Consider the following 21,610-nt stretch of genomic DNA (forward strand, 5'->3'; position numbering starts at 1 on the left):
CTCGCGTGCAGGTGGGTCCGGCCCCGCGCCGGCCCGCTCAGTGTCCGGCGGCGGCCTCCGGGCGGCGATGGGTGGGACCGTGGGCGTCGCCGCAGTGCGGATCGTGGCCGCCGAGCTGGATCAGCTCGGATCGGGCATGGTCGACCTGCAGCGTGGCATGGCCGATGTGGTGGGTGCCGGACAGCCAGTGCGCCACGTCCTCGCGCACGGCATGACAGTCGCGGCCCGGTTCGACCAGGATGTGCGCCGACAGCGCGGGCGTGCCCGAGGTGATCTCCCAGATGTGCAGATCGTGCACCTCGACGACGCCGTCGCGGGCGGCCATGGCCCGGCCGATCTCGTTCGGGTCCAGGTCGGCGGGGGCGGCCTCCAGGAAGATCCGGCTCGCCGCCCGGACCAGCCCGATCCCGGCCTTCAGCATCAGCGCGACCACCAGCAGAGTGGCGATGGCGTCGGCCCGCGCGAAGCCGGACACCCACATCACCGCGCCCGCGACGGCGGTCGCGATGAACGCGAACAGGTCCGTGAGGATGTGCTGGAACGCGCCCTCGACGTTCAGGCTGGTCCGGTTGGCGCGCGATATCATCCAGGTCGCCGTGAGATTCACCACGATGCCGATCAGGGCGACACCCAGGACGAGACCGCCGGTGACCGCCGGCGGGTGGATCAGGCGGCGCACCGCCTCCACCGCCAGCCAGATGCCGAGCCCGATCAGGGTCAGCCCGTTGGCCTGTGCGGACAGGATCTCGACCCGCCGCCAGCCGAAGGTCATCCGCCCGGCCGCCGGGCGCGCCGCCAGCCGCATCGCACCCAGTGCGAGCGCGATCGACGCGGCATCGGTGAGCATGTGCGCGGCGTCCGAGAGCAGGGCCAGCGATCCGGCGAGGAAACCAGCGACCACCTCGCCGAGCATGAACAGCACGATCACCACCAAAGCCGCGGCCAGCCAGCGCCGATCGCCGTCGGAACCGCCGCCGATCGCGTGGCCCGCGTGGTCGTGCCCCGCGTGCGCGTGGCCACCCCCGGACCCGTGTGCTGCGCTCACCGCGTCCTCCTCTCGTTCCGCCCGGCTTGTCCGCGATAGTATGCACACATCGCTATGTATGCAAGGCGACCGGCCCGATCGGCTTGACTTCTCGGGGTTCCCGGTTCACTATTTCCGTGTTCAGCACCTCGCTAGGCGAGGCTCCTGTACGAACACAGGCCACTGATCCGACGACGTCGAGAGACGCCCAGGGTTAGGACAGATCTCCCCGGATTAAGGGGTGATCCGAAGTGGCTTCCCGGCTCCATCGGGACACGTCGTACAGTGCCGAAGCTCTGACGAGAGGGGTGCGCTTTCCCACCGATTCGGTGGAATCGCTCCCTCCCCGTGGTGCCGATCCAGAACGGCGGAACGACGCGCGCGTGCGTCTCGGCAGCAAGGAGGTGAGGGGACGACATGAAGTCCGGCGATAGTCCGTATCCGAGTAGTCCGGTTCGACCATCCGGTTCGTTCCCGGCTTGCTGCGACCGCCCCGTCGACGCCTGATCGAGTTCTCCGCCCCCCACGGCGCTCCCGCGCGCCCGCCGGATCGGCGGCAGCGTGCCCGCGTACTCGTCATCCGTCCGGAATCCGTTGTGACAACCGGCTTTTCACCCCACCGTCGCCGGCACCGGCGCGGTGGCCCGAATCCGTTGCACCGCAATCTCTTCCCGGCCTCCTCGGCAGCGCTGCCGTAGGCCGGTTCACCGGGTGTGGCCGCGCCGCGCCCCGCAGACCGAGTTCAGAAAGGGAGGAACGGCCATGGCCTTCTTCTCCACCGGCGGGAGCCGCCGCGACACCACGACGGTCCCGGTCACGCCGGCCCGCGCGAGCACCGCCGTGCTGGACAGTGCGCACGTCGGCGACATCGTCGGCGCGCTGGGCACCATCCGCGAGACCGACAGTCCGCACGGCCGCAGCCGCGCGCAGCGGTTGCGCATGTTGCTGGCCGTCCTCGGGCCCGGACTCATCGTGATGGTCGGCGACAACGACGCCGGTGGGATCGCCACGTACGCGCAGGCCGGCCAGAACTACGGCGCGGCGCTGGGCTGGACACTGCTGTTGCTCATCCCGGTGCTGTACGTGAACCAGGAGATGGTCGTGCGCCTCGGCGCCGTCGCGGGCGTCGGGCACGCCCGGCTGATCTTCGCGCGATTCGGAAAGTTCTGGGGCGCTTTCAGTGTCGGCGATCTGTTCGTCGTGAACGCGCTCACCATCGTCACGGAATTCATCGGGGTCTCGATGGCGCTCGGCTACTTCGGGCTGCCGAAGGCGATCGCGGTGCCACTCGCGGCGGTGCTGTTGTTCGCGATGGTGGCCGGTGGTTCCTTCCGTCGCTGGGAGCGATTCCTGTTCGGGCTCATCGCGATCAACATCGTGATGTTCCCGCTCGCGTTCCTGGTGCATCCGCGCGCCGCCGCCGTCGGCGCGGGATTCCTGCCGTCGTTTCCCGGCGGGCTCGATTCCACGCTGCTGTTGCTGATCGTCTCGATCGTCGGCACGACCGTGGCACCCTGGCAGCTGTTCTTCCAGCAGTCCAACATCATCGACAAGCGCATCACCCCGCGCTGGATCCGGTACGAGCGCGTCGACCTCTGTGTCGGCATCGTGGTGGTGATGGCAGGCGCGATCGCGATCATGGCGGTCACCGCGTTCGGGCTCGGCGGCACCGCGGCGGCGGGCCACTTCACCGATGCCGGGGCCGTCGCCCACGCGCTGCACGACCACCTGGGCACCACGGCGGGTGCGCTGTTCGCGATCCTGCTGCTCGACGCCTCGCTGATCGGGGCCAACGCCGTCGGCCTGGCCACCACCTACGCCCTCGGCGACACCCTGGGCAAGCGGCATTCGCTGCACTGGAAGATCTCCGAGGCGCCGGCGTTCTACCTCGGTTACGCGCTGCTGCTGACCATCGCCGGCGCGGTCACGTTCAGCCCGGACCATGTGCTGGGCCTGATCACCCAGGGCGTGCAGGCGCTGGCCGGCGTGCTGCTGCCGTCGGCGACGGTGTTCCTGGTGCTGCTCTGCAACGACCGGGCCGTACTGGGACCGTGGGTGAACACCACCCGCCAGAACATCCTCGCCGGGGTCATCGTCTGGTCGCTGGTACTGCTGTCGCTCGCGCTGACGACGGCGACCTTCTTCCCGGACGTCACGACCGGGATGCTGGAGGCCGGATTCGGCGCCGGCGCCGTGCTCGGCGTCCTCGGCGGCGCCGCGATCGCGGTGGCCCGGCATCGCGGCGACCGCCGCGCGGCGGAGCGCACCGCGGCCGAGTTGGGCGGCCTCGATCCGGATCAGATCGAGGAGTTGGACGCGACCCCGTTGTCCCGGTCCGAGCGCAAGGCGATCCTCGGGCAGGATCGCGACAATTGGCGCACGCCCGCCCTGGATACCCTGCGGCGCCCGGCGTTCTCGACACTGCGGACGGCCGGGATGATCGCGCTGCGCGGCTACCTGGCGATTGCGGTGGCGCTGGTGGTGGTGAAGATCATCCAATCCATCGGCGGCTGAGCGGGTTCCGTCCGGGGCAGTCGCATCGGCTGCCCCGCGGATACCCTCTGACCACGGGATTCGCGTATCCGAATGGCTCGCAATTCGCCCCCGCATTGTTTTCCCCGCCTTTCTGCATTCCCGGAGAGAAACGCCGAAATACGCTGGGTTCGCTATCCTCGACAGCGCTGGGGTACGGTATACACAATCCCAGATGATCCGTGTGTCCGTGTGAAAGGGCTCGCTCATGGCCAAGAAGGTCACCGTCACACTCATCGACGATTACGACGGGAAGTCCAAAGCGGATGAGACCGTGCAGTTCTCGATCGATGGCGTGGCCTATGAAATCGATCTGTCAACCCTGAATGCCGGCAAACTCCGGGGATCGCTCGAGCCCTGGACGGAAAAGGCCCGGAAGGTGGGCCGGCTGAAGGTCGGTGGCGGTCCCGCTCCGCGTAAGTCGGGCGCCGACCGCGAGCAGACGGTGGCGATCCGGGAATGGGCGAAGAAACACGGCTACAACGTGTCCGCTCGTGGGCGAATTTCTTCGGAGATCGTGGCCGCCTACCACAAAGCCAACAAGTAGCACATCGGCGCACAACACTCGGCCGGGCCCGGCTTCCGCGGCGCAACGCACGCGAACCGGCCCGGCCGCGCCGTTTCCGGCGCAGGCCGGAGGGGCGCACCGGTCCGAACGGGCCTGCCGCGCTGATCCCTTGCCGCACAAGGATATTTCGCGGCGCAGGGATGTCCCCCGGCACCGGCGGCCGGCCCCGGATTCGACCGGAGTGATCGGCGCGCACCGCGATTGCCCGCGGCCGCCCCGCAATGGCGTATTCGGGATTCGGACGGCATTCGCGGCTGCGCGAAGTGGCAACCGGCCCAACTGCGCCAAAGGTGCGCGACGGCCCTTCGGAACCCCGCACGGCCGCCCGGGAACGCATCCCCGGGAGGCCGAACCGGCGCTCGGGCGGTAAGGGTATCGGCCCGCCGGGCGAGGCCGTCCGAGTGGTCTGTGGAGGTGACCGGAACGGCGTCGCCGCAGCATGTGGGGGGCCGGAAAGAGAGGTGCGCCCGCCGAGGGGGAAATTGAGGGAATCGGACTCGGCGGGCGCAATGAGCCGCGGCCCGATCGGGGGGTCATCGACCGAGGCTCACCGACAGCCTAGCGGGTTTCGCACTGATCGGCACTGTCACAACATGATTCACAGCGAAAAGATAGGTTCGGTACCGCCGTACCGAACCGGCGACCGGGCCGGAGCACGGTAGGCTGAGGACCTGCTTCGGCGCCGGATCCGGGGGGTGAGCACGTGACACACAATCGCGAATTCGCGGACCTGGCTCGGCAGTGGCGAATCGCGGTGGCGGACACCGGTTTCGTACCGATGCCGATGCGCGAACTGGACCGGCTGCTGACCGGGTTCCTGACCCGTCTGGCGGCCGCGGCCGTCGCCGAACCGGTCGGCGTCATCGACGCGGCGGACGTCGGCGCGGAACTGGTGCGGGCCAATCTGACCGATCCGCAGGTGCTGTCCCGCTCGTTCACGGCACTCGCGCCGTTGGCGGAAATCGTTGCGCCACATACCGATCGGCTGCTCGACGTGCTCGGCGCGCTGTCCCGCGGCTATACCGAGGAGCTGCTGGCCACGCGGGGACGGCATCTGGAGATGCTGCACACCGCGACGGCCGAGGCGCGCAACGCCGCCGAGATCCGGTTCCGGGTGGTGTTCGACAACACCACCGTCGCGATCGGTATCTGCGACGCCGAGGGGCGGGTGGTGGACGCCAATCCGGCGCTCAGGGCCATGCTGGGGCTCCCGCTGGCCCGGCTGCGCGGCCGGCCCGTGGCCGATCTGGTGCATCCGGACGACCGCGGCGAGTTGCACAGCCGCATCGCCGGCGAACTGATGGCCGCGGGCGAGGGCACCCTGCGGCTGGAGCTGCGCTACGCGCACGACGACGGCGGCGAGGGCTGGGCCGCCTGGGCGGTCACCCTGGTGCCCGAATCCGCCGCTCGCGCAGCCTATCTGCTGATCGTCGGCGAGGACACCACGCAGCGGCGGGCCCTGCAGACGGAACTGCATCGCCAGGCCCGCCACGATCCGCTGACCGGGCTGCCGAACCGCCGTCAGCTGATCGACACCATGGCCGAACTGATCGATGCCGCCGCGCCGGGCGATCGGATCGGGCTGGGCTTCCTGGATCTGGACGGCTTCAAGGCGGTCAACGACACCCACGGCCACGGCACCGGCGACCGGCTGCTGACCGCGGTCGCCACCCGGCTGGCCCGGCACGCCGAACCCGAACTGCTGGCCCGGGTCGGCGGCGACGAGTTCGTGGTGCTGTTCCCGCCGCCCTGCGACATCCACCGGGTCTCCGTCGTGGCCGAGCGGTTGCTGGAGGCGGTGGCCGAGCCGATTCCGGTGGACGGTCTGCTGCTGAGCATCTCGGCCTGTCTCGGCGCGGTGGTCACCGCGGTCTCCGGCACCGACGCCGAACATCTGCTCGATGCCGCCGACACCGGCCTCTACCGGGCAAAAGCCGCCGGTCCGAACCGCTGGGTGCTGCACACGCCGCGCGCGGACGTCCGGCCTGTCGCCGTAGCGGAGAACACAGTCCTGGACTGATCACGCGGTTGCGGGAAGTATGAGTGGTCGTGCAACCTCTGCTCCCCGATTGGGCGGCCGATGATATCGACCCCCGAATCCCCAGCCCGGCACGGGTTTACGATCACCTGCTGGGCGGTTTCGCCAACTTCGACGTGGATCGCCGGATCGCGGCGAAGATGATCGAGGTCATCCCGGAGGTGCCGCGGACCGCCCGGGCCAACCGGGCCTTCCTGCAACGTGCCGTGAGTTGTCTGGCGGAGGCGGGGATCGACCAGTACCTGGACCTCGGCTCCGGCATCCCGACGGCGGGCAATGTGCACGAGATCGCGCAGCGGGCCGACCCGGACGCGCGCGTGGTGTACGTCGACATCGATCCGGTGGCGGTGACGATGAGCCGCCGGCTGCTCGCGGACAATGCGAACGCCACCGCGGTGCACGGTGATTTCACCGATCTGCAAGCGGTACTGGCACATCCGCAGGTGACCGGACTGCTCGACTTCTCGCGGCCGATCGCGGTGCTGCTGGTGTCGGTCCTGCACTTCGTCTACGACGACGCGGTCGCCGAGCGGCTGTTCGCGGAGCTGTACGAGGCGCTGGCGCCGGGTAGCCATGTGGCCCTGTCGCATCTGACCAGAGAGGGTCCCGCCGAGCAGCTCGAACGGATGCGCGCGGTCACCACCGAGGTCACCGGTCGCGGCGACACCCTGCGCACCCACGACGAAATCCTCGCGCTGCTGGGCGATTTCGTGCCGATCGAACCCGGGCTGGTCCATCTGGCGCGCTGGCGGCCCGATCCCGATCAGCCGGTGCCGGAACTGCGGCCGCTGGACGGTTTCGCCGCCGTCGCGGTGAAACGCTGAGTCCCGGCGGACATCACGGCCCGAATCGTGCGGTACCGAACCGTCCGGGGCGGTCTGCCACCCCGGACGGTGATCGCCCTCGCTACGGGATGAGCAGCAGTCCGAAGAAGCCGTTGACTGCGCCGAGCAGTTGATCGAAGAAATGCGTGATCATTCGGTTCGTCCTTCCCTTCATCCGATTGCGGTTTCGCCGGTGTGACATGCATACCGGTCCGTTTCGCCGGAATGCGTTGGTACTACTGGAGTATTCGGCGCGCGCGGCCGATCGGACCGGTGCGCGGAACCTGCGAATTCCGGCCGCGCGGGCCGCGCGCGCATCGCGGCCGCGGGCCGGCGGTCAGCGGGCCAGGGACCGGGCGAGCGTGGGCCACGCCTCGTGCATGGCCTGCTGCCAGTACGGCCAGGCGTGCTGCCCGCCGGGCAGGTACTCGACCGTGGCCGGGATCGCGTCGGCGTCCAGCCGCGCGGCGAGTTCGCGGGTGCAGTCGGCCACCGCGGCCTCCAGACCGCGTCCCGCCGGTGAATTCGGCGTGCCCTCGGCCCGTCCCGGATCGCCGGCGGTGATGAACAGGTCTGTGCCACGCAACTTCTCGAGGTTGGCGTCGGTCGACGGGTCGCGATCCGTCCACGCGGACGCGCCGTCGGCGCCCCACATGTTCCACGGATTCCCGCCGCCGGAGAGGACGACCGCCTGCACGTACCGGCGGCCGGGGTCCGTGCCGGTCTGCGCGCATCCGCTGAACGATCCGACCCCCCGGTACAGCCCCGGCGCGGCCTCGGCCAGCGCCAGCGCGGCGGTGGCCGACATCGATACCCCGGCGATCGCGTTGCGGCCGTTGCCGTCGAAGGCCGCGTCGATCAGCGGCGGCAGTTCGGCGGTGAGGAAGGTGGTCCACTCGTTGCGGCCGAGCACCGGATCGTCGGCGACCCAATCGGTGTAATAGGTGTATCTGCCGTCCAGCACGTCCACGACGGTGACGTTCTTGCCGGCGGTGAAGTCGCGGATATCGGTGCGGGTCTGCCAGGACACCTCGGTCCCGTCGGGGAACAGGCCGTCCTCGGCGCCGTTGAGCAGATACAGCACCGGGCGCGGTCCCGCCGGCCGGGCCGGGGTGACGACCGACAGCCGCACGATCCGCCGCATCGCCGCGGAGTACACCGATACCGCCGAGCGGCGGTCGTCGACGCGGTCCACCCGGTCGATGTGCGAGCCGTCCGGCGCGACGGCCGCCGCCGGGCCCTCCCCCGCCGCGGTGCCGGGTCCGACCGCCGTCCAGCTCACCAGCAACACCAGCGCCGCCGTCACCAGTTCCGCCGAGCGCCGCGCGGTGCTCCGAAGGGAAGGCCGTGCCATACCGCCACACTCACTCACGTCGTACAGGAAATGCCATCATCCGGCACAATCCGGACCGCCGGTCCGGCAACGATACAGGCGGCCGCCGAGTTCCCGACCCGCGGTTCACCCGGCCGATCGGGACCGGCAAACGGGTGGTCCGAAGCGAATATTCAGCAAACATAGCGGCTCCCCCGCCGGGAGCGCCGGGCCCCGACCTCGGCGTGCGCGGTCGAGCGCGCCGGGGTAATCTCACCCGGCAATCGATCGGCACACCGCACGTCCGCAGCGGATCACAAACCCGAGATTGCCTGATCAGGGAATTTTCACAACATATTCCCATTTCGCCCCGACACGGCCCGAATATCGGTAGAATTACATTCCGGCTACTTTATCCACGGTTCCGCCCGCCTCGGAAGACGACCTCCGGACACCCTTCTTGACGAAAGGTGTCACCAGCGGTTACAAATAAGTTCCCACTGGTCCAGATCCTTCGGACCGGCCCGCGAGAAGTGTATTGATTTGGCTACCGATGTGATCGACGTGACCGCAGAATTGCCTGTCACGCGTAATACCGTATGGGAACTGCTCACCGATGCGCAGACCTATTCACGTATTTTCACCGGCATCGGCGCTTGCGATCGGCTCGAGACCATCGGCGGCAACCCGCTCTGGCAGGTCCGGGTCGGTACCAGCGACACAGGTATCAGCACATTTTCAGCAAACCTCGTTGTCGGTCTGGTGGGACAGTTCTTCGAACTGCACCACCCGGTCACCGGCAGCCTCGCCGCGGTCCGCCTGCGCGACAGCGAGGCCGGCCCGGACGGCCGGCGCGGCGGCACCCGCATCACGATCACCTTCTTCGCCGCCGGCCGGGTCCATCCGGTCGCGGCGGCCGCGTCCAATGCCGATATCGCCGACTGGGCCGTAGCCGGACTGCGGCGACTGTCCGACGTGGTGCTCGGCGCGCCGACGGCGGTGGTCGTCAACGGCGAGGACACACCCATGCGGCAGCGCGCCGAGGTGGCGCGCCGGATGGTCAGCACCGGCGTGATCGGCGTCGCCGGCCCGATCCGCAGCACCCGGCAACTGAGCGGTCTGGCCCGCTGGGGGTTCAATCTGGCCGGCGGCTACGCGGCCGGCGCGGGACTGGCCCCCGACCGCACCGCGATCGTCGACGACCGCGGGCAGCGCAGTTTCGCCGACGTCCACGAGCGCACCACCGCGCTGGCCGGCGCGCTCGCCGATCTCGGGCTCGGCTTCGGCGATGCCATCGGCCTGCTGTCGCACAACCACGCCGGCATGGTCGAAACCATGGTCGCCGCAGGCAAACTCGGCGTCGACGTGATCCTGCTGAACGCGGGGCTCGCCGCCCGGCGGATCGAGGACATCGTGCAGCAGCACCGGCTGCGGCATCTGTTCGTCGACGGCGATCTGGACGAGCTGGTGCGCTATCTGCACGCGGACATCGCGCGCTTCGCCACCGACGGCCGCTCACCGGTACCGGGCCGGCTCACCCTCGACGAACTGATCGCGAGTGGGCACCGCGACTTCCGCCGCCCGGTGCGGCCGGGACGGCTGGTGGTGCTGACCTCCGGCACCTCGGGCAGCCCCAAGGGCGCGCGCCGCCCGGAACCCAAGGGTTTCGCGACCGTCGCGGCGCTGCTGTCGCGCATCCCGTTCCGGATGAACGAGACCATGCTGATCCCCGCGCCGCTGTTCCACACCTGGGGACTGGCGGCCCTGCAACTGAGCACTCCGCTGCGCGCGACGGTGGTGCTGCCGCGGCAGTTCGACGCCGAGGACACCCTGCGCCTGGTCGCCGAGCACGGGATCACCACGCTGGTGCTGGTGCCGACCATGGTGCAGCGCATCCTCGATCTGCCGATCTCGGTGCGGGCCCGGTACGACACCTCCACCCTGCGCATCGCCGCCAGCTGCGGGGCGCCGCTGTCCGGGGCGGCGGTACTGCGGTTCATGGACACCTACGGCGACATCCTCTACAACGTGTACGGCTCCACCGAGGTGTCGTGGGCCACGGTCGCGACGCCGGCGGATCTGCGCACCGCGCCGCTGACCGCCGGTCGGCCGCCGCTGGGCACCCGCATCGCGGTCCTCGACTCCGGCCGCACCACGCTGCCGATCGGGGCCACCGGGCGAATCTACGTCGGCAACCACATGTTGTTCGACGGGTACGTGAACTCGACGCCGCCGGAGGAGGCCGACGGCATGCTCGACACCGGCGATCTCGGGTACATCGACGCCGACGGCCGGCTGTACATCGCCGGCCGCGACGACGAGATGATCATCTCCGGTGGCGAGAACGTCTTCCCGCGTCCGGTGGAGGAGGCGCTGTCCTATCTGCCGCAGGTCACCGACGTCGCGGTCGTGGGCGTACCGGATCGCGAATTCGGCCAGCGGCTGGCCGCTTTCGTGGTCAAGCGGGACGGATTCGGACTCGATCCGGACATGATCCGCACCTATGTCCGGCATCGGCTGGGGCGCTTCTCGGTGCCCCGCGATGTGACCTTCCTGTCGTCGCTGCCGCGCGGCGAGACCGGCAAAGTTCTCAAACGGCTGCTGGTCGGCGTCCCCTCGACCGATACTGTCCTGAACGAATCGGTTCTGTGACAACGTAAGTCGCGGGCATTGTGATCGATCACCATCGACACCCCGTAAGTTTTCGCGAAGTATCACTATTCGAGACCGAAGTCACCCCCGTGGATCTCGAAAAGGTTACGTTGACTCGGCAGTGCCGTAACGGGGGCGGAAGGAAGTCGTCACCGATGTCTGTCCACACTCCAGACCGACCGGGCCTCACCGTCTCCGGACGCCCGATGTCCTCCCCGCTGAAAGACGTCTGGGCACTGTCGCGGCAGATGGTCGGCCATTTCGTCGAGAACGTCGCACCCTGCGGAACCCTGCCGGGCGACGCGATCTACGGCGACGTCACCACCATCACCCGGATCTGCCTCGAGCTGGCGATCAGCATGCTCGACGGCAACGACATCCAGGAGAAGACGGATCGGCTGAAAGACGCTGCGGCGCAATGGGCCCGCGAGGGCGTGCCGATCGACACCATCCACCACGCCATCCACGAGGGCTTCAAGATCGGCTTCGATCTGGTCGTCGCGGCCGCGGGCAACAAGCACCGCGCGGTGGACAGCGGCGACAGCGACGCCCAGCTCACCGTGCCGCTCACCGACTACCAGAGCCTGGTGGAGGGCGCGAAGATGGTGGTCGAGCTGCTCGACACCATGACCACCGCCGTGTCGATGGCGTACGTGAAGGAACTGCGCGCGGTGGTGTCCGAACACCACACCGCGGTGCACACCCTCACCAGCGCACTGCTCGGCGGACATCCCACCTCGACCATGGCGCGCGAGTGCGGCATCGAGATCGCCGATCGCTATCGCGTTCTGGCACTGTCGATTCCGCAGCATCCGGAGGAATCCAATCCGATGCTGGACGCGAAGGTGGTGGCCCGCCGCAAGCTGCGCCGGGTCCAGGCGGAGATCGCGACCCACTGCGGGGAGACCGCGCTGTCGCTGCTGTCGGTCGACGGCGGCACGCTGCTGATCCCGGCCGACGGCTGTGAGGACGCCGAGCTGGACGAGCTGATCGGCCGGCTGGCACGGGCGGCGCGGGTGCCGATCACCGCCACCGTGGTGACCACCGCCGCCGAAGCGGTGCCCACCGCCGCCGATCAGGCGCATCAACTGCTGGACATGGTGGCCCGGCTGCATTCGGTGCCGGCGCTGTACCGGTTCGACGATCTGGCCCTGGAGTATCAGCTGACCCGGCCCGGCCCCGGCCGTGAATATCTGGGCTCGCTGCTGGATCCGCTGGACGAACATCCGGAACTGCTGGACACCCTGCAGACCCACATCGCGCACAACCTCAACCGGCAGCGCACCGCGCGGCTGCTGCACGTGCACACCAACACCGTCGACTACCGGCTCAAGCGCATCGGGCAGCTGACCGGATTCGACCCGACCCAGGCCAGCGGATTGTGGTATCTGCGTTCGGCATTGGTCGCGCGGACCTATCGCGGCTGAGCGGAATCCGGCGCCCCGGGAGACCGGGGCCACGGTGAAACGACCACCCGGGACCGGGTGGTCTCAGTACAGGCGGCCGGAATCCGGCCGCACCCGCCCCGCCTCCACGAGCACCCGGAACGCCGCCTCCTTGCGCGGGCAGTCGTCGCGACTGCAGCCGCGATGGCGCTGCATCGCCCGGTGCGCCTCGTTGACCGACAGTTCGTGCTCCGGTGCGGTGTGCGCCCCGGCCGGCTTCAGACTCACCCACAGCGCGGATGCGCACAGCACCAACAACCCGCCGAAAACCACCAACACCATTTGCATCCCGGGCATCTCAGTCCTCGTCCAGGCCGGCGGACAGATAGGCCACCGCCGCCAGCCAGCGCCCGCAACCGGGCGAGTGCTCCACACCGAGGATGCTGCGGGCATCCGGCTCGGTCAGGTAGCCGGCGACCTCACCACAGGCCCATCGATCGCCGGAACGGCAAGCTGCCCAAGGGATTTGCGTGGTCGTCGTCATGGGCTGCCGCCTTCGCACGGAAGCGTATCACGGTGTGATCATGATCATCCGGATACCGAAACTATGATAGTGTGAACATGATAGATCCTAGCGTGATTATCACGTTTGCGTAAGAGGTTGGGACGAAAGGGATTCCAGCAATCGCACCGCGCCGATACCCTGTTCGCATGAGTACGCGATTGCGGACGGCGCGAAAGCTGTTGTTGGGGCGCGAGATCGAACACATGATCACAACGGCGGGCGTCAGCCAGACCGAGGCTGCCAAGTACATCGAGACCAGCCAGAGTCGCATCGCCATGCTCGTGAACGGTTCGAGCTCGATCACGGTCGGCGACCTGGAACGCCTGGCCGCCAAGCTCGGCTTCGTCGACCCGGGATACCTGGACGCGTTACGAGAGTTGCGGCGCGACAACCACAAACGAGGTTTCTGGAACACCGGATACCGGCGCGCGTACCACGAGGATCTGCGGCTGCTGGTCGATCTGGAGGCCCACGCCGGGCGGCTGCGCGTCGCCGAGGCCGAGATCATGCCCGGACTCGTCCAGTGCGAGTCCTACATTCGCGCGTTGCACGAGCCGGACCGCTACCTGCCGACCGACGGCGACGCGGTCAGCATCGACGATTCGGTGGAGGCGCGACTGGCGCGGCAGGCCATCCTGCTCGATACGAATCCTCCTGCGTTCCATGCGGTTCTGTCCGAGTCCTGCCTGCGCCGCGAGTACGGCGGACGCGGAGTCATGGTCGAGCAGCTGGAACACCTCGCGGATCTGTCGCGGCGGCCCAACATCCTGATCCAGGTGCTGCCGTTCACGGCGGCCACCCGGGGCGCGGGTATGGAGGACCGCTTCACCCTCGTGCGGGTGCCGTCACCCGGCGCGGCCGGCGACCTGGACATCGCGGTGGTGGAGAGTCAGGGCGACATCCGCTACATCGACGACAAGGCGGCGGTCTCGACCCGTGAGACGGTGTGGACCCGATTATCGGCCGCGGCGCTCGGCGCCGAGGACTCCCGGCAGTTCATGGACCATGTCGCACGATCGTTCCGCCGCAAGACGTTCAGCACGCCCTGAAGCGGGGCATACATAGCTGGGCATATCCACAAAAGGGCACAACTACAAAAGGAGCAACGGGCATGAGTGACAACGAGTTCGAGTCACAGCCCCGGGAGATAGACGCCAGCCGACCCTCGTCGGCCCGGCTTTATCACTACTACTTGTCGGGCGAGGCGGTCTTCGAGATCGACAAGATCTTCGCCGAGCGCATCTTCGAGATCGCGCCGTATGCGGACCTCTTCGCACACAACAACCGCAGCTTCCTCCAGCGGGCCGTGAAATACATGGTGGGACAGGGCATCCAGCAGTTCCTCGACATCGGTTCCGGCCTGCCGACGGTCGGCAACACCCACGAGGTGGCGCGTTCGGTGCTGCCCGGCGCCCGGGTGGTCTACGTCGACAACGACCTGGAGGCGGTCAACCGCTCCCACGAACTGCTCAGCGCCCAGGGCGCGCTCGACACCACCGCGATCCTCGACGCGGACCTGCGCCGGCCGGAGGCGATCCTCGATCATCCGACCACGCGGCGGCTGCTGGACTGGGATCAGCCGATCGGGCTGCTGCTCTGCAGCGTGTGGCCGTTCGTGCCGGACGAGTACCAGCCACGCAAGGTGATGGCCACCCTGCGGGACCGATTGCCTTCCGGTAGCTACGTCGCGATGACCCATGCCACCACCGACGGCCTCGATCAGGCGACGATCGACCGGGGCGACGAGGTCACCGACGTGTACGCGAAGACCTCCGACCCGCTCACCTACCGCAGCCGCGCCGAGTTCGGTGCTCTGTTCGACGGTTTCGAATTCGTCGAACCGGGAATCGTGTATGCACCGGAGTGGCATCCGGACGGCCCTGTCGACACCGAGGACGCCTCCTTCGACTCCAATCTCGCAGCTGTCGGCCACAAACCGTAACTTCGCGAGATCCCCCATCGTCCGGCCGACAGCGTGCCGGATCTTTTACACCGTAGAAAGGACAATCATGACGATGCCACCTGCCTTCACGGCGGGCGAATTCCACAAAGCCGTGGCCAGTTCGCCCAATCAGAACTGCGTGCAGGTCGCCCGCAAACAGGGCTGGACGGCGGTCTGGGACGACAAGCTCGCCACCGCGGGAACCACGGCTGCCACCGTGTTGCCCGCGGACGAGCTGTTGGTGCTGACCGACGCCGAGTTCGACGCCTTCCAATCGGGTGTGCGTTCCGGGAGCACCGATCACCACGCGTTGACGGTGACCCCACGCGATGACGGCGCGTATGTGTTCCGCGCCGCCACCGCGCAGCCCGTGGCCGAGGTCCAACTCGTTTTCGATGCCGACGAACTCGACGCGTTCCTCGACGGGGTGCGCAACGGCGAATTCGACCTCGCCTGACCATCTGATCGATCAGGTCACGACCGCGAACGGTCGAGGCACCTGTGTGCTCCCGCTACCCTGCGGGCTCACACATCGACCCGCGCCCGCTGCCACGAGCGCGGGTCGGTGTCCTCGCCATTGTCGGTCCGCCGAATCCCCCTGCGCGCCAACCACTGTACCCACGCACCGCTGGATCCACGCGGAATCTCGTGCAACTCACGGCATCCGGCGCGCATCTTCGAACATCCCACAGCCGATCAGCCACGCAGTCGGCACGCCAGCACATCCCGCGGTTCCCCGGGCCCGAAGTAGCGCTCGTCGTGGCGGACGAATTCGAATCCCTTCTGCTTGAACAGGTTGTAGGCCGTGAGATTGTCCGGCGCCACCGTCAGGCACACCGCGTCGGAGCCCGACGCCTCGAACCGCCGCAGCGTCCGGTCGAGCAGCGCGCGCCCGTAGCCGCGGCTCTGGAACACGCAGGCGACCCCGAAGCTGAGCAGCCACACCTGCCGCCCCCGGACCTGCCCGATCGTGTAGCCGACCACCGCGCCGCCGAGATCGGCCACCATGAAGCTCGCCGGATCCACCTCGAACAGCTGCCGCAGATGCTGATACTGGTACGGCTGGTCGAAGACCTCGGCCTCGATGGCGGCGATGCCGTCGAGGTCGGGCAGTGTGGCCTGGCGGTAGGCCGGTTGCGGCACCGCAGCGATCTCCATGTCCGCCTCCCCTGACCCCGGAGCTCCGACCGGCCGACATCCGCCCGGGCGGTTCCCCCCGCCGGACTGTCGAGTGTAAGCGGTTGTCTCGCTTGCGGTATGCGGTTCCGTGCGCGGGCCGTCCCCGGCCGGCGGATCGGGACGGAACCGGCGGCCGGATGCTCCCGCACGGTTGTGAGCGGTCACAGAGACTCCGAAAATGCTGTGCCCCTAGGTTACTGCGCACAGCCCGGTCCATGCGGTGATCTCCGGGAGGTCGTTCCGCGGATACGGTTTCAGGAGCCGATCTGCTCGGCCCACGCCAGCAGCGCCGGGGCCAGCAGCGGCCAGCGGACGAACAGGCCGCCGGTGCGGGCCCGCTCGGCCTGGCGCTCGTGCCATTCCCGGTCGCCCCACGGCGGTTCGGCCGACCGCGCGGCCGGCAGCAGTTCGGCGATGGCCTCGGAGGTGGCGCGGGTGTGGTGCGCGTCGCTGGCGCCGCTGCGGAACACCAACGCGGGCACCGTGATTGCGCTGACCACCTCGTCCGGCAGGCCGGGGATGGTGCGATCCGGTTGCGGGCAGTAGGCCATCATCCACCGCTCCATGGTGGCGATGAAGGTCTCCCGGTCCTGGCCGAGGATGCGCTCCCGGTTGGCCGGATTGCGTTCGATCGACTCGGCCCAGTCGGGCAGGGCGGCGACCGCGGCCATCCCGTCGGCCCACGCGGCGCGGATGTTCGGGGCGCAGTACACATTGCCCAGCACCAGTTGTCCCATCACCCCGCCGCTGATCCACCACAGCGCCAGCGCCCGAGCCACGCCGGGATGCCGGGCGGCGGTCAGCAGCGCGATGCGCGAGCCCGCGGATCCGCCGGCGAGGACGGCAGGCGCCATGTCCAGGTGGGTGAGCAGCGCGGCGAGCGTATCGGCGTGCAGGGCGGACTCGCTGTCGCCGGTGAAGCACACGTCGGACTCACCGCAGTTGGGCCGATCCCAGATGAGCACCCGGTTGCCCGCGGCCGCCAGCTTCTCGGCCAGTTCCCGCAGGCCGGGCGTCTCCTTCGGGAATCGGCCGCCCGGGGTGAGCACCCAGGGCCGGTCACCGTCCCCGATGAGTTCGTATCCGATCCGGAGCCCGTTCACCATCGCCGTCGCCATGGCGTCCAGTATTCGACACCCGCGATTTGTAAACAAGCCTTCACTTACATGGCGGGTATGTGCCACATCGTGCTACGACTCGGCCCGATCGAGCAGACCGCCCCGGAAGTACTCGCTGCTGGACAGGGAGTCGTGCAGCCCGGCGAATTCCGCGCGGCCGAGCTTCGGGCCACTGCGCTCGATGACCGCGCGGGCGGCGGCCGCCCCGTCGGCGAGCAGATCGACGACCGTGCACGCCATCACCTTCGCCGGGACCACGGCGGCCGCCACCGGATCGGCGGTGTAGTAGGCGTTGCCGTGGAACGGGGTCGCGCAGCCGGAGGCGGCCAGCGGATGCACCACCGGCATCACCGTGCCGAGATCGCCCATATCGGTGGAGCCGCCGGTGATCTCGGGGATGCGCCCGACCGCGTCCGCGCCGAGCAGTTGCCTGGCATTCGCCGCGGTGACCTCCGTGAGGGGTTCGTCGTCGCGGAAGGGCAGATACGAGACCGCGGTGGTGATCTCGACATCGGCGCCCATCGCCAGCGCCCCGCCGCGCAGCGCGCGGTCCACCCGCTCGGACGCGTCGCGCATGGCCTCGACGGTGCGGGCCCGGATCATCATCTCCAGCTCGGTGCGGGCCGGGATCGCCGAGACCGAGTCGCCGGAGTGGGTGATCAGATGATGCACCCGCACGGCATCGGAGTCGTCGAAGAATTCCCGGTGCGCGTCGACGGCGGCGATCGCGACCGTCGCGGCCTTGTACGAACTGATCCCGGCCCACGGCATGGCGCCGGCATGGGCGGCGCGGCCGTGGAAACGCACCCGCTTGACCAGGGAACCGTTGCCCCGCATGCCGAATGCGATCGGCGGCGCGGCCACGCCGGTGTGGGTGAGCATCGCCAGATCCACGTCGTCGAAGTGCCCGGCCCGGATCAGTTCGGCCTTACCCGTGGTCTGGTGGATCTCGCCGTTGTCGCGCAACGACATTCGCCAGCCGACCTCGATGCACTCCTCGGCCGGGACGGCGAACAGCACGACGTCGCCGTCGAGTTCGCCGATGACCGCGCGCAGGCCCAGGCCCGCGCCGATCATCGAGGCGATCTGCGCGTTGTGACCGCAGGCGTGCGCGGCGCCGGTGACCGGATCGGCGTACGGATGGTCCGGGATGAGCAGGCTGTCGAGTTCGCCGAGGATCGCGGCGGTCGGGCCGGGCGCCCGGCCGCGCAGCCGGGCCTTCACCCCGGTGCGGGCCAGGCCGGTCCGCGGGGTCAGTCCCATCGCGGTGAAGCGCTCGGCGACGAGGGCGGACGTGCGGGTCTCCCGGTAACCGGTCTCCGGATGCCGCATGATGTCGTCGCACAGGCCGGTGATCTCGGCCGCGTGCCGCTCGATCTCGGCGCAGACCCGGGCCTTCAACTCCGATGCGGTGCTCATCCGATCTCCTCGGCTCGTTCGGCGGTCCGGCTCCATGCTCGCACGCACCGACGCGACCGGCGCCGGGGCCCGGCCGGTTAGTATCCGGCGCGACCTCGGCACCCGCCGACCCAGAGGAGATCGAATATGACCACGTCCCCGCCACCGAACCGAGAGCAGCATCCCGCAGTGGTCAAGCTGCGCGACCGCCGCGCAGCCAGTATGCAGTTGCGGGTCGCGGACTGGATCACCAAATTCGCGGGCTCGATGATGTTCGTGTACATCCACGCCGCCGGCTTCACGGTCTGGATGCTGTTCGTCGAGAAGAACCCCTGGCCCACACTGACTCTCGTGGTGTCACTGGAGGCGATCTTCCTGTCCACCTTCGTCATGATCGGCCAGAACCGGCAGGCGGAATTCCAGCAGTTGAAGGCCGATCACGACTTCCGGGAACAGGAACTGGAACTCAAGACCAACACCGAGCTCACCCGGGCGATCCACCGGATGACCGCCGAACTGCACCGGCGGCTGCTCGACGAGCCCGAGCGTCCCGACGACCACTGACTCCGGTTCAGCTCGCCCAGTCGACGATGCGCGCCGCGGCCCGGAAATGCAGTGCGGGTGTGGCGTACCGCGCCTCCGGCACCGCGTACAGCGCGTCGACGCCGGCCCGCTGGAATTCGAAACCGGCTGCGTACGCGGCGATCTCGGCCTCGGAAGCGGGAAGGGTGGACAGGCCGAGCAAGGTCTTCATGGTGTCACTCATGCTGTCTCCATCGGGCATGGACGGAGCGCCTTCGTGGTTACGCTCCGCTGCCGTCTCCGGCGCTCGACCGCTCATGCCGCAATTCCTTCCACAACGGTTTCGGGGGTACGCAGGTGCCAGGTGGTCGCCTGCTGGAAAACGTCGGCGACGCGCAGGATCTCGGCCTCGGCGAAGGCGCGACCGGCCAGTTGCAGCGACAGCGGCAGCCCGCCGTCGGTGAAGCCCATCGGCACGGCCAGCACCGGATTGCCCAGGGTGTCCCAGTACGGGGTGTGGATGAGGCTGAACAGCGTGCCGATATCGGGGGTGCCGTCGGGGCCGGTGATCGACTCGAAGGTCGGCGCGCCGGTGGAGGCGGTGGGGCCGACGATCACGTCGACCGTGTCGAACAGCCGGCCGATGGCGTCCTGGGCCACCCGCCGGACCCGTTGTGCCTGTACGTAATCGGCGCCGGAGACCTGGGCGCCGATCGCCAGCATGGCCCGGGTGGCGAGGAAGTAGTCGTCCCAGCGGGCCGACAGATCGCTGCGATGGTAGGCCAGCGCCTCGCACCCCATGGTGATCATGTCCACGGTGATCATCTCCGGGCGGTACGGCAGCGTCACCTCGGTGACGCTCGCCCCCGCCGCGGTCAGGACGGCGACCGCCGCGTCGAACACCGGATCCACTGCCGGATCACCGATCTCGGGGAAGTGTCCCTCCCGCACCACACCGATGCGGACGCCGGTGAGATCGCCGATCCACTCCGGGACGGTGAACGGGGCGTCCACACAGTCCGGATCGCTGGGATGCGGCCCGGCGATCACCGCGAGCACGGCGGCGCAGTCGCGCGCGCTGCGCGCCAGCGGGCCGATGTGGTCGAGGCTGTAACCCAATGGCACACAACCGGATTTGGGTACCCGGCCGAAGGTCGGCATCAACCCGCTGACCCCGCAGAACGCGGCCGGGATGCGGATACTGCCCGCGGTGTCGGTGCCGAGTCCGGCCAGGAACATGCCGGACGCGACGCCGATGCCCGCACCCGAGCTCGACCCGCCCGGCCAGGTGGCCGGATCCCACGGATTACGCGGCACCGGAAAGGGTTTGGTGACATCGGGCATCCCGACCGCGAATTCCATGGTGGTCGACTTGCCGGTGATCACCGCACCCGCGGCCTTCAGCCGGGCGACCACCGGGGCGTCCTTACCGGCGCCCCAGGCGGGGTCCAGGATCAGGCTCTGCGCCGTCGTCGGCCCCTCGGCCATCGCGATGATGTCCTTGACCCCGAACGGGATTCCGTGCAGCGGGCCGCGGTCCTGCCCGGCGGCGAGTTCCGCGTCGGCGGTCGCGGCGCGCTCCAGGGCGTAGTCGTCGAAGCGCGCCAGATAGGCGCCGAGCGCGCCGTCGAGCCGGTCGGCCGCCCCGACGGCGGCGCGGGTGAGCTCCACCGACGTCACCGCACCGGACCGCAGGGCCGCCGCCGCGTCGGTGAGAGTCACCGGGAGAGAGGGTATTTCGGACATGGCCGGACCTTTCTGCGCGGCGGGCGCCGCGCGGGGGAGAGCCGGGAGACGCGTTACGACAGCGTCCGGCTGGTACCGCGGGAGACGAATCGGAAGCGTTCGCCGCGGGTGTGGATGAAGGCGAGGTCGAAGGGCCTGCCGTCGGGGTCGTAGATGAGCTGTTCCAGCGCGATCAGCGGGGCGCCCTCGCGGATGCCCAGCACCGCGGCCAGGCCGGCGTCGGCGGGTTCACAGTCGAAGACGAACTCCGAATCCGACAGCGCCACACCGGAATCGGCGAGCAGCCGGTACCAGTCGGAGACGAACGGGGTGTCGCGCAACCGCTCCGCCTCGGGGAACAGTACATAGTTGGTGGCGATCGCGATCGGCTCGTCCTCGTGCAGCGCGACGTATTCCAGGCGCAGGCAGGGCGTGCCGGGGGCGATCCGCAGCCGCTCGGCGACGGTGCCGGGGGCGGGCAGCACCGTGCGGTCCAGTTCGCGCGGGCGCATCCGCTGGTTGAACAGGCTGTCCCGGGCGGGCGCGATCACACCGTGCGCCTCCGGCAGCGAGGTCTGCACCGGGATCGCGACGGCGTGGGTGCCCACGCCCTGGGTGCGCTCGATCAGTCCCTCGGTCCGCAGGAGCGCCAGGGCGGCGCGCACGGTGGCGCGGGAGGCGTGGTGGGTCGCCATCAATTCGGGCTCGCCGGGCAACAGGCCGCGCGGGTAGCTGCCGCCACGTACGGCCGCGCGCAGGATGTCGCGCAGCCGCCGCACGTCGTGGCCACCGTGCCCGGCCGTCCTCATGGTTCCGGACGGTAGGC

The 21,610-nt window shown here is 69.1% G+C and carries 20 protein-coding genes and 1 riboswitch; of the genes, 10 read left to right on the top strand and 10 right to left on the bottom strand.

Annotation, left to right across the window (positions count from 1 at the left end; all coding sequences use genetic code 11):
• Positions 1-37: 37 nt before the first annotated feature.
• Positions 38-1,045: a cation diffusion facilitator family transporter gene (locus G361_RS0115300; protein WP_019927965.1), complete on the bottom strand. Its 1,008-nt coding sequence runs from the start codon at positions 1,043-1,045 to the stop codon at positions 38-40.
• Positions 1,046-1,165: 120 nt separating this feature from the next.
• Positions 1,166-1,339, top strand: a riboswitch (M-box (ykoK) riboswitch).
• A gap of 447 nt (positions 1,340-1,786) precedes the next feature.
• Here G361_RS0115300 and G361_RS0115305 point away from each other — a divergent pair.
• From G361_RS0115305 to G361_RS43730, 4 genes are all read left to right on the top strand, one after another.
• Entirely contained in the window at positions 1,787-3,538 is a 1,752-nt protein-coding gene (locus tag G361_RS0115305; RefSeq protein WP_019927966.1) for an NRAMP family divalent metal transporter, read from the top strand.
• 226 nt (positions 3,539-3,764) lie between these two features.
• A complete protein-coding gene (locus G361_RS0115310) occupies positions 3,765-4,103 on the top strand; it encodes an Lsr2 family protein (RefSeq protein ID WP_019927967.1) in 339 nt (112 codons plus the stop codon).
• A gap of 724 nt (positions 4,104-4,827) precedes the next feature.
• The gene (locus G361_RS43725) at positions 4,828-6,144 is read left to right on the top strand and encodes a sensor domain-containing diguanylate cyclase (RefSeq protein WP_019927968.1); all 1,317 of its coding nucleotides are present in this window, start codon (positions 4,828-4,830) and stop codon (positions 6,142-6,144) included.
• Positions 6,145-6,173: 29 nt separating this feature from the next.
• A complete protein-coding gene (locus tag G361_RS43730) occupies positions 6,174-6,986 on the top strand; it encodes an SAM-dependent methyltransferase (RefSeq protein WP_196814485.1) in 813 nt (270 codons plus the stop codon).
• A gap of 337 nt (positions 6,987-7,323) precedes the next feature.
• Here the strand turns inward: G361_RS43730 and G361_RS0115330 are convergent, their stop codons facing one another.
• Positions 7,324-8,340, bottom strand: coding sequence for an alpha/beta hydrolase family protein (locus G361_RS0115330; RefSeq protein WP_063711813.1), 1,017 nt, complete (start codon positions 8,338-8,340; stop codon positions 7,324-7,326).
• 501 nt (positions 8,341-8,841) lie between these two features.
• On the opposite strand from G361_RS0115330, the gene G361_RS0115335 reads away from it, so the two are divergent.
• Both G361_RS0115335 and G361_RS0115340 read left to right on the top strand, forming a co-directional pair.
• Positions 8,842-10,950, top strand: a complete 2,109-nt coding sequence (locus G361_RS0115335; protein WP_026343070.1) for an AMP-binding protein — start codon at positions 8,842-8,844, stop codon at positions 10,948-10,950.
• A 206-nt stretch (positions 10,951-11,156) separates the two neighbouring features.
• The gene (locus G361_RS0115340) at positions 11,157-12,377 is read left to right on the top strand and encodes a CdaR family transcriptional regulator (protein ID WP_019927973.1); all 1,221 of its coding nucleotides are present in this window, start codon (positions 11,157-11,159) and stop codon (positions 12,375-12,377) included.
• A gap of 63 nt (positions 12,378-12,440) precedes the next feature.
• On the opposite strand, the gene G361_RS0115345 is transcribed toward G361_RS0115340, so the two are convergent.
• A complete protein-coding gene (locus G361_RS0115345) occupies positions 12,441-12,692 on the bottom strand; it encodes a hypothetical protein (RefSeq protein WP_036494126.1) in 252 nt (83 codons plus the stop codon).
• 1 nt (position 12,693) lies between these two features.
• Positions 12,694-12,879, bottom strand: a complete 186-nt coding sequence (locus G361_RS43735) for a hypothetical protein (RefSeq protein ID WP_019927975.1) — start codon at positions 12,877-12,879, stop codon at positions 12,694-12,696.
• A gap of 167 nt (positions 12,880-13,046) precedes the next feature.
• Between G361_RS43735 and G361_RS0115355 the strand changes: the two genes are divergently transcribed.
• The 3 genes from G361_RS0115355 (at position 13,047) to G361_RS0115365 (ending at position 15,299) form a co-directional block, all read left to right on the top strand.
• Positions 13,047-13,949 carry a helix-turn-helix transcriptional regulator gene (locus G361_RS0115355; RefSeq protein WP_019927976.1) on the top strand — a complete coding sequence of 301 codons (903 nt, stop codon included), beginning with the start codon at positions 13,047-13,049 and terminating at the stop codon, positions 13,947-13,949.
• Between the two features lie 62 nt (positions 13,950-14,011).
• On the top strand, positions 14,012-14,842 hold the full coding sequence (locus G361_RS0115360) for an SAM-dependent methyltransferase (RefSeq protein WP_026343072.1): 831 nt from the start codon (positions 14,012-14,014) through the stop codon (positions 14,840-14,842).
• Between the two features lie 67 nt (positions 14,843-14,909).
• Entirely contained in the window at positions 14,910-15,299 is a 390-nt protein-coding gene (locus G361_RS0115365) for a DUF397 domain-containing protein (protein WP_019927978.1), read from the top strand.
• Positions 15,300-15,538: 239 nt separating this feature from the next.
• Here G361_RS0115365 and G361_RS0115370 read toward each other — a convergent pair whose 3' ends face one another.
• From G361_RS0115370 to G361_RS0115380, 3 genes are all read right to left on the bottom strand, one after another.
• Positions 15,539-16,000 carry a GNAT family N-acetyltransferase gene (locus tag G361_RS0115370; protein WP_019927979.1) on the bottom strand — a complete coding sequence of 154 codons (462 nt, stop codon included), beginning with the start codon at positions 15,998-16,000 and terminating at the stop codon, positions 15,539-15,541.
• Between the two features lie 275 nt (positions 16,001-16,275).
• Positions 16,276-17,139, bottom strand: a complete 864-nt coding sequence (locus G361_RS0115375; protein WP_019927980.1) for an alpha/beta fold hydrolase — start codon at positions 17,137-17,139, stop codon at positions 16,276-16,278.
• A gap of 72 nt (positions 17,140-17,211) precedes the next feature.
• Positions 17,212-18,558, bottom strand: a complete 1,347-nt coding sequence (locus G361_RS0115380; RefSeq protein ID WP_019927981.1) for an amidohydrolase — start codon at positions 18,556-18,558, stop codon at positions 17,212-17,214.
• Positions 18,559-18,684: 126 nt separating this feature from the next.
• Between G361_RS0115380 and G361_RS0115385 the strand changes: the two genes are divergently transcribed.
• Positions 18,685-19,101 carry a DUF1003 domain-containing protein gene (locus G361_RS0115385; protein WP_026343073.1) on the top strand — a complete coding sequence of 139 codons (417 nt, stop codon included), beginning with the start codon at positions 18,685-18,687 and terminating at the stop codon, positions 19,099-19,101.
• A gap of 7 nt (positions 19,102-19,108) precedes the next feature.
• Here the strand turns inward: G361_RS0115385 and G361_RS0115390 are convergent, their stop codons facing one another.
• From G361_RS0115390 to G361_RS0115400, 3 genes are all read right to left on the bottom strand, one after another.
• The gene (locus tag G361_RS0115390) at positions 19,109-19,303 is read right to left on the bottom strand and encodes a hypothetical protein (RefSeq protein WP_019927983.1); all 195 of its coding nucleotides are present in this window, start codon (positions 19,301-19,303) and stop codon (positions 19,109-19,111) included.
• 71 nt (positions 19,304-19,374) lie between these two features.
• Complete coding sequence (locus G361_RS0115395) at positions 19,375-20,781, bottom strand: amidase (RefSeq protein ID WP_019927984.1); 1,407 nt, start codon at positions 20,779-20,781, stop codon at positions 19,375-19,377.
• Positions 20,782-20,858: 77 nt separating this feature from the next.
• On the bottom strand, positions 20,859-21,593 hold the full coding sequence (locus tag G361_RS0115400) for a GntR family transcriptional regulator (RefSeq protein WP_155981464.1): 735 nt from the start codon (positions 21,591-21,593) through the stop codon (positions 20,859-20,861).
• Between the last annotated feature and the right edge of the window lie 17 nt (positions 21,594-21,610).

This window comes from Nocardia sp. BMG111209, assembly GCF_000381925.1.
Taxonomy (GTDB): Bacteria; Actinomycetota; Actinomycetes; order Mycobacteriales; family Mycobacteriaceae; genus Nocardia.

Excerpts from the sequence above, each read along its gene's own strand:
- G361_RS0115355 (WP_019927976.1), top strand. The coding sequence starts at position 13,047 with ATGAGTACGCGATTGCGGACGGCGCGAAAGCTGTTGTTGGGGCGCGAG.
- G361_RS0115400 (WP_155981464.1), bottom strand. The coding sequence starts at position 21,593 with ATGAGGACGGCCGGGCACGGTGGCCACGACGTGCGGCGGCTGCGCGAC.
- G361_RS0115360 (WP_026343072.1), top strand. The coding sequence starts at position 14,012 with ATGAGTGACAACGAGTTCGAGTCACAGCCCCGGGAGATAGACGCCAGC.
- G361_RS0115390 (WP_019927983.1), bottom strand. The coding sequence starts at position 19,303 with ATGAGTGACACCATGAAGACCTTGCTCGGCCTGTCCACCCTTCCCGCT.
- G361_RS0115345 (WP_036494126.1), bottom strand. The coding sequence starts at position 12,692 with ATGCCCGGGATGCAAATGGTGTTGGTGGTTTTCGGCGGGTTGTTGGTG.
- G361_RS0115305 (WP_019927966.1), top strand. The coding sequence starts at position 1,787 with ATGGCCTTCTTCTCCACCGGCGGGAGCCGCCGCGACACCACGACGGTC.
- G361_RS0115385 (WP_026343073.1), top strand. The coding sequence starts at position 18,685 with ATGACCACGTCCCCGCCACCGAACCGAGAGCAGCATCCCGCAGTGGTC.
- G361_RS0115310 (WP_019927967.1), top strand. The coding sequence starts at position 3,765 with ATGGCCAAGAAGGTCACCGTCACACTCATCGACGATTACGACGGGAAG.
- G361_RS43735 (WP_019927975.1), bottom strand. The coding sequence starts at position 12,879 with ATGACGACGACCACGCAAATCCCTTGGGCAGCTTGCCGTTCCGGCGAT.
- G361_RS0115330 (WP_063711813.1), bottom strand. The coding sequence starts at position 8,340 with ATGGCACGGCCTTCCCTTCGGAGCACCGCGCGGCGCTCGGCGGAACTG.
- G361_RS0115380 (WP_019927981.1), bottom strand. The coding sequence starts at position 18,558 with ATGAGCACCGCATCGGAGTTGAAGGCCCGGGTCTGCGCCGAGATCGAG.
- G361_RS0115370 (WP_019927979.1), bottom strand. The coding sequence starts at position 16,000 with ATGGAGATCGCTGCGGTGCCGCAACCGGCCTACCGCCAGGCCACACTG.
- G361_RS0115375 (WP_019927980.1), bottom strand. The coding sequence starts at position 17,139 with ATGGCGACGGCGATGGTGAACGGGCTCCGGATCGGATACGAACTCATC.
- G361_RS0115340 (WP_019927973.1), top strand. The coding sequence starts at position 11,157 with ATGTCCTCCCCGCTGAAAGACGTCTGGGCACTGTCGCGGCAGATGGTC.
- G361_RS0115365 (WP_019927978.1), top strand. The coding sequence starts at position 14,910 with ATGACGATGCCACCTGCCTTCACGGCGGGCGAATTCCACAAAGCCGTG.